12 protein-coding genes and 1 tRNA gene are annotated in these 18103 nt (G+C 45.8%); 4 read left to right on the top strand and 9 right to left on the bottom strand.

All coding sequences use genetic code 11. The annotated features are described in order from the left end of the window. Positions 1–34: 34 nt before the first annotated feature. Positions 35–418, bottom strand: a complete 384-nt coding sequence (locus M2134_RS01495) for an START-like domain-containing protein (protein WP_280749631.1) — start codon at positions 416–418, stop codon at positions 35–37. A gap of 224 nt (positions 419–642) precedes the next feature. Here M2134_RS01495 and M2134_RS01500 point away from each other — a divergent pair. Next, positions 643–716, top strand: a tRNA-Met gene (locus M2134_RS01500). A 167-nt stretch (positions 717–883) separates the two neighbouring features. Here the strand turns inward: M2134_RS01500 and M2134_RS01505 are convergent. From M2134_RS01505 to M2134_RS01530, 6 genes are all read right to left on the bottom strand, one after another. Continuing rightward, positions 884–1474 (bottom strand): hypothetical protein, encoded by a 591-nt coding sequence (locus M2134_RS01505; protein ID WP_280749632.1) that lies wholly within the window; start codon positions 1472–1474, stop codon positions 884–886. Position 1475: 1 nt separating this feature from the next. Further along, complete coding sequence (locus M2134_RS01510) at positions 1476–2762, bottom strand: MBL fold metallo-hydrolase (protein WP_280749633.1); 1287 nt, start codon at positions 2760–2762, stop codon at positions 1476–1478. Continuing rightward, entirely contained in the window at positions 2753–3670 is a 918-nt protein-coding gene (locus M2134_RS01515; RefSeq protein ID WP_280749634.1) for a hypothetical protein, read from the bottom strand. Before M2134_RS01515 ends, M2134_RS01510 begins: the two co-directional genes overlap by 10 nt. 22 nt (positions 3671–3692) lie before the next feature. Next, positions 3693–3881, bottom strand: coding sequence for a hypothetical protein (locus M2134_RS01520; protein WP_280749635.1), 189 nt, complete (start codon positions 3879–3881; stop codon positions 3693–3695). Positions 3882–3887: 6 nt separating this feature from the next. Next, positions 3888–4775 carry a WYL domain-containing protein gene (locus tag M2134_RS01525; protein WP_280749636.1) on the bottom strand — a complete coding sequence of 296 codons (888 nt, stop codon included), beginning with the start codon at positions 4773–4775 and terminating at the stop codon, positions 3888–3890. A gap of 481 nt (positions 4776–5256) precedes the next feature. Beyond that, positions 5257–10389 (bottom strand): PKD domain-containing protein, encoded by a 5133-nt coding sequence (locus M2134_RS01530; RefSeq protein ID WP_280749637.1) that lies wholly within the window; start codon positions 10387–10389, stop codon positions 5257–5259. Positions 10390–10938: 549 nt separating this feature from the next. Here M2134_RS01530 and M2134_RS01535 point away from each other — a divergent pair. The 3 genes from M2134_RS01535 (at position 10939) to M2134_RS01545 (ending at position 14317) form a co-directional block, all read left to right on the top strand. Further along, a complete protein-coding gene (locus M2134_RS01535) occupies positions 10939–11340 on the top strand; it encodes a response regulator (RefSeq protein WP_280749638.1) in 402 nt (133 codons plus the stop codon). Positions 11341–11675: 335 nt separating this feature from the next. Continuing rightward, entirely contained in the window at positions 11676–13763 is a 2088-nt protein-coding gene (locus M2134_RS01540) for a KamA family protein (protein WP_280749639.1), read from the top strand. Positions 13764–13768: 5 nt separating this feature from the next. Next, positions 13769–14317, top strand: a complete 549-nt coding sequence (locus M2134_RS01545) for a DUF2148 domain-containing protein (RefSeq protein ID WP_280749640.1) — start codon at positions 13769–13771, stop codon at positions 14315–14317. A gap of 9 nt (positions 14318–14326) precedes the next feature. Here M2134_RS01545 and M2134_RS01550 read toward each other — a convergent pair whose 3' ends face one another. After that, positions 14327–17065, bottom strand: coding sequence for a substrate-binding domain-containing protein (locus M2134_RS01550; RefSeq protein WP_280749641.1), 2739 nt, complete (start codon positions 17063–17065; stop codon positions 14327–14329). A gap of 47 nt (positions 17066–17112) precedes the next feature. Further along, positions 17113–17823, bottom strand: a complete 711-nt coding sequence (gene pyrH / locus M2134_RS01555; RefSeq protein ID WP_280749642.1) for a UMP kinase — start codon at positions 17821–17823, stop codon at positions 17113–17115. Between the last annotated feature and the right edge of the window lie 280 nt (positions 17824–18103).

The raw sequence follows: 18103 nt of genomic DNA on the forward strand, positions 1-18103 counted from the left end.
ACATGCAAAAGAGTGAAACTACGCTAACAGGCGGTTAAATTCCCAGTGTATGTTTAAGCCGGTCTATCTGAGAGTCCCAAAGGTCGATCGCATCTTCTTTTTCGTCAGCATCTGCAAAATCGGTAATTTCCAGCGCCGTGGTTCCGGTCAACTCTATCGTATGTAGCTTAAATTCAAAATAAACATCTTCCTCTTCTTCCTCTATCCAACGGTAACGGACACTTACCTCCGGCTTCAACGAGACCACTTCCGCCTGCTCTTCATCTTTGTCCCATATAAACGTATAGGTAGAACCATTGATCATCACATCGTCAGCAAACCACGAAGAAAGACCGGGGGGAGTGGTTACATGGTTCCATAAACTGCGTTTTGAAACCTTATCAAAAACATACTCGATATGAAACTTCTCTTTTTTCATCCCAGTAATTTTTATGTTATTGCGCCCAAGTTACACAGAAAAAACGGAACGAACGCCATATATGTTTCAAAAACGCCACTGAGCCTCACCGTTTTTTCTGAAAACACCACATACCTCCCATTACTTTTTTTTGAAAAAGGTTGCAGAATCAAAAAAATACCTCTACTTTTGCACCGCAATCAACGGAAGCAGGTGTTCTTCCGAAAGCACAAACAAAACATGATGGCGAGATAGCTCAGCTGGTTAGAGCGCATGATTCATAATCATGAGGTCCCCGGTTCAATCCCGGGTCTCGCTACGAAGAAAGGAAGCAGTTACTGAAAAGTGGCTGCTTTTTTTGTGTATTTGTACACAATGTGCGCACAATTTTATCGATTTTACGTTGTTTTTTGCAAGCTGTGTAAACCAGTGTGTATTCTCCATACGAGTGAGTAACTGCTGCTCTAATTGTGTTATAGTCCATGATTATATGCTTTTTATAATTTTTTCAAAGAATAAGCGATTAAATAATAAACCTTCAAACCCAACCAACTTTAAAGCTTGGTGACCTATATACTCTCTGTCTTCTACGATGCTTTTTACTTCATAAACACCTTCGTATTCCAGTGCATCGTATGCTTTTGCATCATCAAAAAGTAAGGTTTTATTATATCTGCCAATATAACGAACAGTATCCCCCTCTTTCAACCATTTTTTTGCTTCTGTCTTATCAACAGGGATGAATATTCCGCCAAGAAATTCCACTTCTCGAAATCCTAATAATTTGGCAATCGTAAAAGAGCGATGTATTTCAATGAACTCAATTTCGTAAACAGTATCAGTGTCTAATATATCGTGTGGGTCAGAACAACGACCGTTCCAAGTTCGATAATCTTTGTTTTCGTTACCCCTATATCGAACCTTAGCTCCATCCTTCAACCCTGTTCTCTTTTCAAACTCACTTTTAGCCCATGCTCTTTGTTCCTGAATAGTTTCAAATTCAGGCATTGGTTCCCGAGATTCATAGCTCTCATGACTCTCATTGCAAGCACTCTTTATTATTTTTAGCTGTCTCATTTTAATTAGTACTATTTTGATTAATTCCTATATTTACACTATCTATACTACATGAGGTTGTCATAATTTTTTGCCGTAAATGCTCTGTAATCGGCAAATTAGCATAGTTTGAAGAGGCTTCACTATGTATAGGAATAATTGCTGTTGTCGGATTAACCAAATTGCAGACCTTTGCCAATGCTTCAGGAGTAGCATGCCCACTTGTATGTAGCCTTTTAACTCTACCTTTAAATAACTTCTCTATTTTCACATACTCTTTTTTCTGGTTTTCTCCCTCATTGAGATAACCACTCCACATAGAGTAGATAAAGAGTGTTTGTTCTTCCGGCAATTGAGTTAGAAGCTCTTTGATCTGATCATAATGCTTAGGCCGAACCAACATACAGAAACCTTTTCCCTTTAATATGTCCAACTGCTTTTTATGACCGTGTTTATAATAATATCCATTATCGAACCTAAACAACTTATAGATAGCTCCTTTCGTTTCAGTGAATATATTCAGTACATTCTTCTGATAGTTGTCATACAAAAAACTACGATCCGTTTCTTGTGCTGCCTGATAAAAAGAAGCTAAGCGATCTATATCTGTTGATGAACACAGAACAAATACGTATTTATGCTGGCGCATCAGTTCTATCGCATTTAACTTTATATCATTTTCGTGTAACACCTTCTCGGTCGATCTTGACAGCATCGTACCTTCTGTAATAAGTACATCTATCGCACCTTTATGCAATATGATCTTTTCAAGGACTTGCATTAGTCCTTTACCCAAGTAGCCATGATCCCGAAAATCTCCTGTGTGCAGGATACGCTTCCCTTCTGCCTCAATCAAGAACATATAGGCATCACAAGCGGAATGGCTAACAAAGTATGGGGTTATTTTGATGTTTCCAATAGGAATTTCCTGCTTTTCCCGGAATGTTTTAAATAATTCAAGCAGTTGGATGTCTTCTACTTTAACAGGAGCATCCTCTGGAATATGTATCAAAGCTTCATATTTGCAGAGCATAACCTGTTTCGCAACCTCTCCAATATGTTGTTCGATGCCTTCGGGCACATACTTAAATAATTCAACATGATCTCCGTGATAATGGGTATAGAAGATTGCATTCACTCCTTTTGTCAGGTCTTCAATATTCTCTTTGTTTGCCATATTGTCGTCCGAAGGAACATTCCCTTTAGGAAGATTCTGTCCTAAATCGATAAGAATCCTTGTTTTATCGGTGGCGATCTCAGTGATGCAGCCACCGATTTGGTTGATGCCTCTGTGGATGGTTATTTGCATGTAGGATAGTTTATAATCATATAATCTTCATCTTCTTTCTTCAAAATATTCTCAATGTCATTCATTCGTTCTTCACGACCTTTAGTTAGTTCAGAATAGTTGTTAACAATAAGGAGGAGTGGTTTGCAATTTATTTTAGTTAAAACTGGATTTTCTGCTATAATCCCAATCTTATGTTTGATTTTGATAACATTCTCATAATAATCTAAAAAGAAATTCTTTTTGTCTTGTATAAATGTTTTGTATTTTTTCATTTGACCTACAATATCAATTTTCTCTCCTCTAATGTCTGTTTTTTCTCCTCTTAGTCTTGGATCAGAGATCAATTTAAGTTCGATGAACCGTAAAATACCATTGTTCAAACTTACTAAATCAAAACGAATAGTTTCTTTCTCTGAATCAGCTCTTTGATAAGCAAATTCAGAGTCTATATAGAGATTGCGATTCCCTAAAATGAGTTCTCCTTGCACCTTCTTCTCTGATGAGACTGTTAGCTTATTTTTCATAAGTTTTTCTCTTCCTTTATCAGTTTCTTTTAGATACACCTTTGCTATATTATTCTTTAGAAACTCCAAATAGTGAGAAACAGAGGTAAGCTCGTTCCTGCAATCTCTATATTCGAAAATGTCATGCCCTTTCTTATCTTTGCCAATGGGCATTATATCCCCCATATACTTCTGATGTGTCTCAACTATCATTCCATTTTTATGATTATATGAAATTTTGACAAGACAGCCTCCGTAATAATATACATTAATATAGTTATCTTTTCTTATCTCAATGTATAAGTCTTTATCCTCTAACATCTCTTTCCACCATTTTGGAGGATTATTCTTTATTGTCAAAATTTCGAAAAGCTTATTTTCAGGGTTAAGAGCTTCAAATTTCCCTTTGCATTTTTTTGCCATAATATTTGTATTTTATTCTATTTCAAATCCGCTTCTCACTCTCCCTTTTCAAATGACTGGCTTCCTGCTCTTCCAACTCCTCAACGGAGAAATGATGAGGGTTCTGCACATAATCCCGCACACCTTGCTGCTTTCTTGAACGAGCTATTTTCTGCATCGAAGCAAGTTGTTTGTCTGATATATTTATCAGCTTCTGTAATCGATCTTCCATAATGTTTTAATAGTATAATGATAATTGCCCCACCGTCTCCCTCATCTTCTTCCTCACATATCCGGGCGAAAGAACCTTCACATACTTTCCTTTCGACAGAATATCTCCGAAGAACTTTGTGGTTGGTCGCAACCTGTATGTAAACTCCGACTTCCCCTCCTCCGTCTTTGTTTCCTTTTGTGAAGGATGTAAGGGCTGTGTTCGCAGATAATCCACCTGTTTACCATACGCACGTATGACAACATCCATGATCGGGATGTTCTCATACTCTCCAACAGCATGTTCTGAAAGGTATTCTTCTGCATTGAACTCTTCCGGAAATTTAAAGGTTTCTTTCTTTACAACAATGCTTTTCATCCGATCAAGCGCATAAGCCTTCATCTTATCCTCTCCTTCTTTTATTCCAAACATATACCACCGTTGATTAGTAAACTGAACAAAGTATGGATAACATATCACGCTGAACTCTTCCCCGCCAAATCGCTTATAAGAAAATTCGATAACATTGTTGCCACGAATAGCATCCAATATCTTTTGAAGATATAACTGCGCTGAAGGATTCTCTTCTGTTATGATACGGTCTTTTATCCTGGTGTTTTGCGAAATGGCAGATTGCAAAGACATCATATTCCACATCCAGTTGGCGGTTGCATTTTCTTTCCTATCATCTGATACCAAGAAGTAAGTATGGTCAGATGGGTTATAACTGATTTGTATCCCAATATCTAAACTGTTGATCGCATTCTTGTGTTCCTGAAATGTACGGCGCGATAGACTTATATGGTTTATGTTATATACACTACGATCCCATTTATCACTTAACTCTTCGAGTGTGTGTTCACCTTTTCCAAGAGTGTCAATCAGCCAAAAATATCGTCTCAATTTTGTTGTCATACGAAATAGATTTGTTGCAAAGATAGGTGTTCGGTGTGCAAAATATATGTGCAGACGTCGGTATTTTCACAAATAATGATCAATTTACATCTTGACCCCTCTACTCTGTCCTCTTTCGATATCATACTTAGGTTGGAAGCGATTATCTACTTGTACTCTCAATTACGGGTAACTGCTTTCCATCTCTTGCTAATTTTTCATAGATCAAATCATAACCAGAGCCCTCACCCTCCATAAGGTTTAGATCATGAAATGTTTGTATCAAATGAGGGTTCCGTCGTGAACGTTCGTGTAAAATATTATGTTCAGTAATGCCAAGAGGTAGATTCCCGGGATTTGTAATAACAAGTTTATATAAAAATGCCACTCCCCCACCTTAGAAATCAAAACGAGACTGCCTCATGTGAGACAGCCTCGTCGATCTAAGTAGAGTTTGCGATAAGGGGGGATGCCCTTACCTTTTCGTTTATTTCACGATCGTTTATTTCACGATCACTTTAAAGCTTTCGCCGTCGACAAGCACGATGTAGCTGCCTGCCGGAACCTGGCATACGGTTTCACCCTCCTTAAGCGGAGTGATCAGGATGGAGCGTCCGTTGAAGGTGTATATGCGGATATCACCCTTATCGGTCTTCTGTTCTCCGTTATACCAGATGTAGATATGGCCTTCGGTAGTCCAAACCGCATTCTTATCACTAAAGCCCGTGTCGTATAGACCGGATTTCGTTTTAGGAGCAGTTTTTACACCTTTGATAGAGACATTTACATTGGTGGTTATGTTCTTGATCGTGTATGTGCCATCAAGATTATCCTCCACAACATTTCCCTTATTTGTCGTTATGGTCATGTTTGAGATATCATATCCATTAGCAACAATGATGCGGAATGTATAGTCTTTACCATCAAGTGCCTCGTGGACATCGCTGTCGTAAGTAAGACCCTTCACCTTCGGCATATTGATCTTGTGCACTCTGTATTCCAGATGGATTTCTTTGGTGAATAATGATTCCAAATCATACAGGTTGGTTGCCGCCACCTTGAAGGCGTTATCCTTCTTAGAGATCTGACCGGTATAGCTCAACTCCTTCGTAGAAGCGAGATACTTACCATTCAGGTAGATCGTGTACATCGTCGGATCATTAGGCATATCCTCTACGGATGCCGTTATCAGCCAGTTGTAGTTCAATCCCATAGCGCCCACACTTTCAAACGGATCTCCCGGGAACGCGATCAAGTCGCCCTTACCCTGAACAGCCGGTCCCGCGTCGGTAGCCGGAACATAGTTGGGTGTATCATTGGTCGCCGGTTTCTGTTTGAACGCATATCCGATATACATATCTTCGGCCGCGTAGATACGCACCTCTTTATTCAGTTCGACTTGGATAAATTCACCTACCGCCGGATTGTTTACCTTTTGTGAGTGGATAATCGTATTGCCACGACGAACATTTACGGTGATACCATCAACCGGTTCCGACATAAGGAACAGATTGACTGATTTGATCTTCGCGTCATGATAGTTCAAGAGTTCTTCCTGTGTCAATCGGATAGCTACTTCCAATTCGCCTCCGGCTGCCGTTCCGATAGAATTTCCGGTCGATACACCGTCGGTATACCCCAGGTCGGTGGTCGGGATCTCTCTTGCCGTGTTATTATCTTTCTTTTTAGCCTTTGTCTTAACACCCGGGACAGCTATCTGGGCAACTTCCAGTTTATTATTTTGTCCGCCCTTAATAATCATCGCTTCTAAGGCTTCGATCACTTCGGGATCATCCGAAATACCCAATTGCTTGATATCGATCTTGCCGGATTTGAGGTCTTCGATAATCCGCAGTTCTTCCGCGGTGTATTCCGGCTGTGTCTCCACGCTATTGATTACGACCGGTGAAGCGGTTGCCTGCTCCGTGTTTACGGCAGGAGCCGATTCCGTTTCTACGATGCCAGTATCCCAGCTCAGCTTAAACGTTCCGTTCGTATCCAGCAGTTCGGCACTAAGATTGATCGGGGTCACGGCGGCTTGTTCCACAAGAACATATTTCGCTATGGTGCCTCCGCTTAGCGCTACTTTAATCAATCCTTTTCTCGCCTTTCCGGTATTCTCTTCCACGGTATACGTAAAGCTTCCGTTGCCTATGCCTTCTCCGTTCTGAATAGTGATCCAAGAATCAGCCGTTGCCGTCCAAGGCGCGGTCGTTTCCACCTGTACCGTAGATTGGGTCTTATCGATATTTTTCCGTTTTACCGCCAAATCACCTTTCAGATCAAAGCGGGTATAGGTAAACTTAGGAGCAATATTCAAGGAAAGCCCCATGCCTGATACGGCTGAATTGGTATATGGATACCAACCGATACGTAGATACATGCCAAAAATACCCAGATAGTATTCCGTATAAGCCGTATTCTTAAGGATCTCACCTTCTCTGCCTTCGGATGCGGCAATAGCAAGTGTCGCCTTGTTTTGTCTAAATCCGTCCACAACAATATAAAACGCTTCGTCTAAGGCTACCGCTTCATCAAACACAACGGTGGTATATCCATTGGGATTAATCTCGGAAAGCGGCAAAGCTTTCGTTTGTATGATTGTACCCGGCAGGCCTTTCGCTTCGCGAGCGATAGATACGGTCAGGTCATTTCCACCCGTCAGGTCACCGGTCAGAATCATCAGGTCTACCGATTCGATAAAGCCCATTTCGACAGGCGCTTCGAAGCGTTCCGCCATTTTACCATAGTTACCCGTATTTGTTCCGGTGTAATATCCTCCGCTAAAGGCGTGTGCTTCCATCGTCTCTTCCCCGTAACTCATATTCCAGATATTACCGGATGTATAGCCGATCTTCGCAAACTCTTCGAGTTCGATCTTATCACTTCCCTCGCCATTGGTAGCCGTATAAGCAAAATCATAGGCCCCTGTTTGATTATAGACTACCTTGCCCGGGTTTTGCGCGGTGGAAGCGCTCGGGGTTCCACCATAGAATTGCCAATCCCACTCTGTCGGATAGTTTTCCGATTTATCGGCAAAATAGACATTTGCCTCTTTCGGTGCGAACGGGCCGTAGGATGTCAGGGTGTATCCACCTTCAACAACAGCCTCAAAACCACCTACCGGCACGCGTTGTTTGACCGTAATAGCATCTTCCAGGGTGTAAGTATCTTCTCCTCTGTAGTTCTTCACACGCAGGGTGATATCATAGGTTCCCGGATTGAGGTATTGCACGATTGGATTTTCCTCAGCAGAAGCCTCCGGACTACCTCCGTCGAATGTCCAGTCATACAGGATCGGAGGTCCGGTAGAGAGGTCGGTCAGTTGAATGTATTCACCCACGTAGATCGTTACCTTTTCCTGGGTAGCTTCTGTCATACGAACACCATCGATTCCTGCCAGGTTACCGGTCTGTCCGTAATACTGCCAGGCTATCTGAGCCTCTTTATTGGCATAGGCAGATAGGTCGACCGTTTGCGGATACCAATTCCAGGCAAGTGACCCGCCAATATCCGTAGCGTTGGTCCATACTTTAATCGGTTCTTTTCCGGCTTCCACGATATAACAGTTCAAAACACCCCCTTCTAAGCGGAAGGAAGAGTATCCGGCATAGAATTCAAGCTTGGCCTTCGCCGGTATATTCATCAGCGGAGTCGACAGCCAGGCATCGACAGGAGCCGCTTCATCATAGACAACCATAGCGGAAGCTACATTGTCCGGATTGATCGTGTTAAACGTAGGCGTTGATGAGCCCGGATTGCCCGGAACCCATTGGTTGGCACTCTGCGCTTCGTCACCCAGACTAACAGTCCAACCTGCCGGTGGGAAATCGGTTGCATAGACCACATTATCAAAACCCTCTTGCATAACCGCGTTTTCAATAGCAAAAGAGGCTTTCGGCGCTACCGGGTTATCCCCTTTTTCAACCACATGAATAGTCAAGCTATAAACCGCTTCATTCTCCGTTCCTTTATTGACCGTCAGCGTTGTTTCGTATTCGCCCGGCGTATTATAGGTAACGGTATGCGGACCAATCTCTGTAGAGCTGGTGATATTTCCTCCGGGGAAGCTCCATTCGTAACTGGTCGCCCGACTGGATAGGTTGGTATACGTGATTGATTTAAACACATAGATCTCCGTTGCGTTCGTTTTGAAGAAAGCGGTAGCTTTGCCTCCCCCTTCATAGGTTCCTTCTAAACGGGTGGCGCCCGTAGCCCCTTTATCGAGGTAAGCAGCCATCTGTAAATCCAAGTCATTCACCTGATCCCAGTGGTAATAAAGCTTACCATAGAGGTTACGTCCATTCGGAGCGCTACAGCTGGAGCTACCTCCACTCAGTGTTCCGACAACCAAGCCATCCTGATTGAACAGAGGCGAACCGGAAGAACCACCTTCGGTTACGCTATACCCGTTTTGGGTTTGTGAGAAATAGACATTCCAATGGGCATTTTCAGCACCTCTGGAGCCATCGCTTCCTGCCCAGGAGGCATCGACCGCGGGAGTGGTTACCGTTGAGATCTTTTTCACGTCACCCTGCGGATGATGAATACCCACACCACTTGTCATAGGCGTATTAGTTCTGTCCCAACCATTGAAATAAACCTGCCAATCAGGCTGGGTCTCCAGTTTCAACAAAGCACCGTCGGAAGCGCCTTCGATCGGAATACGCACCAACATCTCGGATCCGATAAGCGTCTTCACATCAGAGCGAACCACCAGACTACCACAAGTATCATACTCGTAGTCAAAATAGTACTGAGCCATTAAAAGATCTTCCGCACTTACATCAACACCTTTATTGTCTGTGAAACAATGAGACGCGGTCAGGAAAAACGGTGTCAGGTCCTGAGCCGTATTGTTTATTAACGTACCCGAACATAGATACCATCCGCCACTGGCACCGCCAATGCGCGTAAGTGATTTGGCAACGCCGGTTTTTTCAACCTGCCAATCATCACCCTCTTCGCAATTGATATCGACCATACATTTTCCGGATTCACCGGCACGAAGTTGCGGACGGGTGTCGTAGGTCTCCATATAGTTATAACCATAACCAATACCGGAGATATTGATACGTGGCTGATGTTCTACCGCCACAAATATATTTTCGTTCGCCTTGTAGGGACTCACATATTCCAGCGTAAACTCATCACCCGACAATAGCTGGGTAGAGAACTGACCGCCCGACGGGTTGGTACGGCTGGTATACGCGCCCAACACCTGTGTCTGGTCGGCATTGTAGATAAACAACTTACCGCCTTCCGGGATATAAAATTCCTCATAGGTCAGAAGCGTCGCGATAGCTCCCGGCGCATGAATGGTGTATCGGAGTATCTGCTGACCATTCGACAGCGTTGCCCACTCCCCTTTTTGCATGAGGCTGATATTCTCGGGAATGGAAATGGCCGCGCGGAGCGGTACCCCCATAGTCTCCCGTTCGAGGTCTTCACGAATAAGCGTGTTCACGTCGAAGTCGACCTTTGCCGTAAAAGGCACCGTAGCCTGGCGTAAGGAAAGAGACGGGTGTTCAAAACTGGGAGGAAGTCCTCCTTCACTGATCTGCGCTATGGCGCTGAATTGCCCTGTTATAAGTAAGAATAACAGGAACGTAAAAAGTGTTAGTCGTTTTTTCATATCTCTATGAATTAAATGTAAATATAGTCCTATCTCATGTATCGATAGGCTTAGAGTTTGTTCGCTGATATATCAAAAATAAAAGCCCTTGAGCCTTTACTAAAAAGTAGAGTATCTATTAAGTTTCAATCGCTGCAGCCAAATGTATACATTAATTTTTACAAAAAAAATAAAACATGATTTTTTCTTAGCCCGGCAACGATCTTCAGAAAAATTCTCACGTTTTTTTTACACCTTGAGAATTTTTTCTCAGCCCTTAAAAAACCGTGCAAAAAAATTCTCACCCGCGTGAGAAAAAATTCTCATGCGGGTGAGAATAAAAAAAATACCCCTACAAAGAGGGACAAAAAGGCTGGAGAGACCCTCAAAAAAAGGTAAAATTGTGAAATTCTTTGTGTAAGAACCCAAAAAGGTGTGTCAGGAGGCAATTTATTTAATATATTTGAGCGTTTTTTGAGAACAAGGGGGTTTTTCTCGCTTCTTGCCACCGTGGCAGGGGCTGCAAAAAACAGAAAAAAGCGACAGATTATACATAATAAATTAGGTAATATGAGTACAGCAACACAGGATGCGCCTACACAAGACAGAGTAACTCTTCTGATTGCGGAAGATGAAGAAAGCAATTATTTATTGCTGAAAACTATTTTGCATAAATATTGTGACCTGATCCGTGCTAAAACCGGAAAAGAGGCGCTGGATATGTTTCAGCAAAACAAAGTCGACTTGATCATGCTGGATATCAAAATGCCGGAAATGACAGGTATCGAGGCATTGAAAGAGATCCGGAAAATATCCCAGACAATCCCTATTGTCATGCAGTCAGCCTATGTTTTTGATTCTGACATGGAAGAAGCACGCCAGGCAGGCGCTTCCGATTTCATCACAAAACCGATCAATATAAAGGTACTGAAAGAAACGTTAAGCAAATACTGTCCCGCTTTAACATTCTAATTGTTCCTTATATATATACGAAGGCTTAAAACACCATAGCCCCATCTAACAACAAGGTGGAGAGCTTCAGTTATGGTGCTTTAAGCCTTTTTCGCGTTTCTTTTGTTGATTTTTTTTCGTATATTTGTAGAATATAGGATGCGCTTCGGCAATTTCAAGCAAGCTTGATTGCGCTCTGCTTTCACTATATTTGTAGAGAACAGTAAGAATTCGTTTACACGAATCACACCACGAGGAAAATCACTCCCGGCATTTATACGAGAAAAACACAATACCTAATGAGAATCAGGGACTGTGTTTGGCAAGGTATCTTCCTTAATCAACAAGAGCATTTTATGATAAGAAAAAAACATCCGTCCGACAGTATCGAAAAGTTATACAAGCGTTATTCGCAGCATCTTCCCGCGTTATGTACTATCGCGCAAGGCTCGGAGAATGAAACAGCGTTCAAAAAAGCCGTAAGGGAATATGTTACAGTCAACGGAAAACAACAAGAGGTGATCAATCAGATCCTCCTCCTGATTGATTACGACAACCGATCGGTCAATGAATTGTCGACCGGCGAAGAGCTCCCGATAAAGACCATAAGCTATCTATGGCAGTTCCTGAACCGCTCATACACCGAGAACGGATCGACCGACCTGTTCAATGACCTATTCCACCTATTTATCGCGTTAGACCGGGAGAAAGAGCCCGAACCGGATCGCAACCGCGTCAAGCGGCAGATGGCACGCTGGCCGACCGGCCTGGAAGAAGAGGTATTGACCATCCGGCAAGCGAACAAAGAGCGTATCATCCGCCTATTGATCCGGAGGATCGAACGCCATCATTCACCCACGGCACGCTACCAGTTCGCCGAAGGCATCTCTTACGAAGAGAAACAACAGCAGGTAGAAACCTGGTGGAACAGTAGCCGCTTCCATCTGGCGATGGCGATAAAAAGCCCGACCGAGCTCAATCTTTTCTTAGGTAACACGCTCTCGCCCGAGACCATGCAACGGCTGATGCAGGCTAAAAAGAAAGGTATGCCCTTCTTCGTTACGCCTTACTACCTCTCCTTATTAAACACAGGAGAGGCGGGCTACGACGACCAAACGATACGCTCCTACATCCTTTATTCCGAAGAGTTGGTAGAGACCTACGGCGATATCCGTGCCTGGGAGAAGGAGGATGTCGTGGTGGGCGGCGAACCTAACGCTGCCGGATGGCTTTTGCCCGACGGACATAATATCCATCGCCGCTACCCGGAGGTGGCTATACTGATTCCCGACTCCATGGGGCGTGCCTGCGGAGGGCTTTGCGCCTCCTGCCAGCGTATGTATGACTTCCAGAGCGAGCGTTTGAATTTCGACTTCGACGCCCTGAAACCCAAAGAGAGCTGGGATAAGAAATTGCGCCGGTTGATGAACTATTTCGAAGAGGATTCCCAGTTGCGCGATATCCTGATCACTGGTGGAGACGCCCTGATGAGCCAGAACGCGACACTGCGTAAGATACTGGATGCCGTTTATAAGATGGCAATCCGCAAGCGAAAGGCAAACGAATCGCGCCCCGACACCGACAAATATGCGGAGATCCAACGCGTACGCCTCGGCAGCCGCCTCTTGGCCTACCTGCCCATGCGCGTGACCGACGATCTGGTGGAAATACTGCGTGAGTTCAAAGAGAAAGCGGCGCAGGCAGGCATCGTGCAATGCTACATACAGACCCACTTCCAATCGCCTTTAGAAGTAACACCAGAGGCAAAACGAGCCATCGAAGCCATCCAAAATGCCGGATGGACCATCACCAATCAATTGGTATTCACCGTAGCCGCCTCACGACGCGGCCACACCGCCAAGCTACGGCAGACGCTCAACGCCCTGGGAGTGGTTTGTTATTATACCTTCTCCGTCAAAGGCTTCCGCGAGAACTATGCCATGTTTGCCCCCAACAGCCGATCGCTTCAGGAGGAACACGAAGAGAAGGTGTTTGGCCTTATCCCGAAAGAAAAGCGGCAAGAGCTGGATGAAATCATACGCGCCAAACGCCCCTTAGGCAAACAACTCACCCGTTTCCTCAAAGAAAATCACCTTCTTTTCGCGGGAACAGACAGAAATGTGCTTAATTTGCCGGGGATTGGAAAGAGTATGACATTCGAGACAGTGGGCATCACCGCGGAGGGCAAACGCATCCTTCGCTTTGATCACGACGGAAGCCGCATCCACAGTCCGATTATCCATACGATGGGCCGGGTATATATCGTGGAAAACAAATCGATTGCCGCCTATCTTCGTCAACTGAAAGAGATGGGCGAAGACACGGAGGAATACCGTACGATCTGGAACTACCGGAGGGGAAAGACCGAACCGCAGTTCAGCATCTACGATTATCCCGACTATCCATTCGAGATGACAACAACAATGACCAATTTACAAGTATAAACAACATGATACTAAACGAACGTAACCTACGGAAAGACCTTGTGATGGACGTAGCGCGCCGCATGATGACCGCCGCGCGCACCGCCCCGAAAGGGAAAGGAGTTGATATTATAGAGATGGCTTTGGTGACCGATGGCGACATCGAATGCCTGTCGACCAAGATGCGCCAACTCTCCGAAGAGACCGGCATGAAATTCCTCCTGCGGGATGCCGACAACCTGGAAAGCGCCGATGTAGTCATGATCATTGGAACGATGCAGCAGGTACAGGGATTGAATTGTGCCCATTGCGGATACAACACCTGCGAGGGAAAGCCTGAGTTTGTGCCCTGCGCCATCAACAGCGTCGACCTGGGCATCGCCATCGGTTCCGCCTGTGCCATGGCAGCCGATTTGCGTATCGACACACGGGTGATGTTCAGCGCGGGCTGGGCCGCTCAGAAATTGGGGATGTTGGGAGCATGTAAATGCGTGATGGCTATCCCGATGAGTGCCGGAAGCAAGAATCCGTTCTTCGACCGCAAGCCCAAAGAGCCGGTGAATAATCCGGGATAACCCGTTGGTTTAGCTGTCCGACGGCTCCGCTCCGCTTTGGTATTCCTTCGGGGTCATCGCGTAAACAGCCTTAAAACATTTCGAGAAATAGGCAGGAGAGGTAAATCCTGTCTGATAAGCAATTTCACTGACAGACAACTGGTTCTGCCGGAGAAGCTGCGTGGCCTTATTCAACCGGAAGTTACGCAGTAAATCCACCGGCGTTGTACCGGTCAGTTCCTTCACCTTCCGGTAGAGATGTCCGCGCGACAAGCCCAGCGTATCGCTCAGTTTCTCCACATTAAACTCCGCGTCCGTATACACCTCTTCGAGCTGCGCGATAAAGCGTCGCAGGAACAGGTCGTCCATATTCTCCGCCTTTTCCGGTTCGCCCAACAACATATGGTTGTCCTGTAGCTTCTTTAGTAACTGTTCGCGATACAACCGGCGGTCTTCCAACAGGCGGATGATCTTCACCTTCACATAATTCACCTGGAACGGCTTCTGGATATAGCCATCGGCACCGCGGGAAACGCCGTAAAGACGCTGCCGCTCATCGGTCAGGGCAGTCAATAGTATAACCGGTATATGACTGTAAGATAGGTTGGTTTTCAGCGTGCGGCATAATTCAAACCCATTCATTTCCGGCATCATCACATCGCTTAATACGAGCGAGACCTCCTGCTCTTCCAACACCTGCAACGCCTCTTTCCCATTCTCAGCCGTCAATACCCGGAATTGATCTTTCAGTTCTCCCGCCAGGAAGCTTCTCACCTCCTCGTCGTCTTCCACCAACAGAATGGTATAATCATAGGTTTTCGCCAGCATTGCATCCACCTCTGAATCGTCCAGTTGAGAAGCCTGGAAAGAAAGGGGCGAGAGGTCGGTAACCGTCACATGATCGCCTGTAAGATGTTCCTTCCCCGTATGAAGCACAATAGAAAAGACCGTACCTTTTCCCCATTCGCTTTCGACCGACACCTCTCCGCCATGCATCGCGACATACTCCTTAACCATGTGCAAGCCGATGCCGGTGCCGACCGAACGGTCTTCGGTATAAAAGCGATCAAACAGGTAGGGAATGTTCTCCGCCCGAATGCCCTGCCCGCTGTCGGCCACCCGTAAGGTGACCCGGTCGGCCTCCTGCCGGAGTATTATCTCGATCTTTCCCTTTTCGGGTGTAAATTTAAACGCGTTCGACAAGAGATTCACCAATACCTTCTCCATCTGGTCGCTGTCGAGCCATAGTTTGCACTGTTTCAAATCCGATACGAACCGGTAATCGATATGCCTTACCGCCGCCATACTATCAAAATAGCTCATCACCTCACGCACGAACGGAACAAAATCAATTTCCCGCGCTTTTACCTTTTCCTGTTGTGTTTCGATCTTGCGGAAATCAAGGATCTGATTGATCACCCGCAACAGGCGGTCGGCGTTTTTGCGTATCAACTGCAGATCGGGCAGGTAAGGCGAATCGTACAGCAGACCGATCAGGCGGTCGAGTGGCGCCAGGATCAGCGTAAGCGGCGTGCGTACCTCGTGCGAGATGTTGGTGAAAAATTGCAGTTTCTGCGCCGTCACCTCTTTGATCTCCGCGTTCAGGGCAATCAGTTTGCGCCGTTGCTCCTCCTCCTTTTTATTGATCTCCCGCAGGGTCCGGTTCGTACGGCGCATTTTCTTAAACAGGTGGAAGATATAAAACATCAATACCACCATTCCGACCATCAGGAAAGAGATGATCCAAAGCGAGTTTTGCAGAAAATGATAGCGATTGAAAAGCTCCTCCAGACGCGACACCTGCCCTTCGATCCGCCGCTGGTAATTGATCAACTGATCGGCCTGCAACAGCAGTGTTCGCGCGATATCCCGGTCGATCTGCGCCGTATGAAGTGGTATATGACGGGGTACCGTCTCGCCCCGCGCTATTTTCAGGGCGGCACGGATCACCTCTTCCCCTCCGCGCGGATAGAGAAACGACATATTGATGCGTCCGTCGGCCACGGCTTCCAGGCCGGCTCCCGGCGCGGCATCGACGCCAATGATGTGCACCTCTTTTCCTCGCGCGGAGTCCTCGGCCATAAAATACTCGCGGGCCGCCAAGGCCATCACATCGTTATGCGCGTAAACCAGGTCGATCTGCCGGGGCAACTCCCTCCGCGCAATGCGCACAGCGGTGGTATCATAGCGCCATTCGCCCTCCAGTTTGATAAACGAGAGATCCGACCGTCCCACCAGGGCTTCCACAAACCCGGTATGTCTCTCCTGGGCAGGCGAAGAGGTGGAAAGCCCCCATATCTCCAGAATAGTGGCGTTCGGTGGCAGGTTGCGGGAGGCGTAAAGCCCCGCGTCGCGCCCGATATCATAATTACTGGCGCCGACAAAGGTGGTATATAATTCGCTACTGATTTTCCGGTCGGTGATAATCGTCGGAATGCCAGCCTGATAGGCCTCTTCGGCCACAGACGTAAGCGGGTCGGACTCGTTGGGAGAGATGATCAATACATCGACACCCAAGGCGATCAGTTCCCTGATCTGGGCGATTTGTTGCCGGTTGTCGGTGTCGGCGTTGCGGACGATCACCTCCAGATCGTCGTGATTGGAGGCTTCGATCAGGGTCTCCCGGATCATTGTCTGCCGCCAGGCATCGTCCAGCATACATTGTGACAACCCCACGACAATCTTTTTCTTCTCCTGCCTGTCGCACGAAGTCAGTAACAACAGACCGGCAAGAAAGAAAAGAAAAAGGTGTCGAAAGATTGGTTTCATTTCGTACAAATAAGGTTAACAGATAATAGTAAGAGATGATCCGGAGATCAGTTGTGCACCAGCGTACCGATCTTTTCTCCGCGAATGACACGCACCAGATTGCCTATCGTATCCATATCGAACACCACAATCGGCAGGTTGTTTTCTTTACACATCGTGGTGGCTGTCAGGTCCATCACCTTCAGCCCTCTGTTGTAGATCTCGTCGTAGGTGATCTCATCGAACTTTGTGGCGGTCGGATCTTTCTCGGGGTCGGCGGTGTAGATACCATCTACCCGGGTGCCCTTCAGCATCACATCGGCTTCGATCTCGATGCCCCGGAGCGACGAACCGGTATCGGTCGTAAAGAAAGGATTACCCGTTCCGCCCGACATAATCACCACATGGCCCTGCTCCAACAGGTCGATCGCTTTCCATTTATTATAGAATTCACCGATCGGCTCCATGCGGATAGCCGTCAAGACATCGGCCTTCACACCTATCGCCGTCAGGGCGGAGCTTAGGGCCAGGCTGTTGATCACTGTCGCCAGCATGCCCATCTGGTCACCTTTTACCCGGTCGAACCCTTTGGAGGCACCGCTCAATCCGCGGAAGATATTTCCGCCACCGATCACGATACCCACCTGTACACCCAGGTCGGTGATTTCTTTGATCTGCGCAGCGTATTCGCCCAAGCGTGTTTCGTCTATTCCATATTGCTTTCCTCCCATCAGCGACTCACCGCTCAGTTTCAGGAGAACTCGTTTGTATGCAGCCATATATCCTTTGTTTTATTGTTTCTGACAAAAGTAATACTTTTTAGAAGCTGTTTAGAATTTTATTGGCGCTTTCTCCCGCTGTGAACTCCGTTTTTTAGATAGATCTTCGTGTTCTTCGTGTTGAATCCCGAAACAGGCCCATCGAAGCAGTTTGACATAATGACAATTAAAAACAACTATATATGACTTATTGAAAGATAATACATATTAAAATTTACATTATGCTGTTTTCCACCTTGCGCCCGCAAAATATTGTTACTATATTTGTACTTTCTTATTA

The sequence above is a fragment of the Parabacteroides sp. PM6-13 genome (genome assembly GCF_029892605.1).
In the GTDB taxonomy this organism is placed as follows: Bacteria; Bacteroidota; Bacteroidia; order Bacteroidales; family Tannerellaceae; genus QVMG01.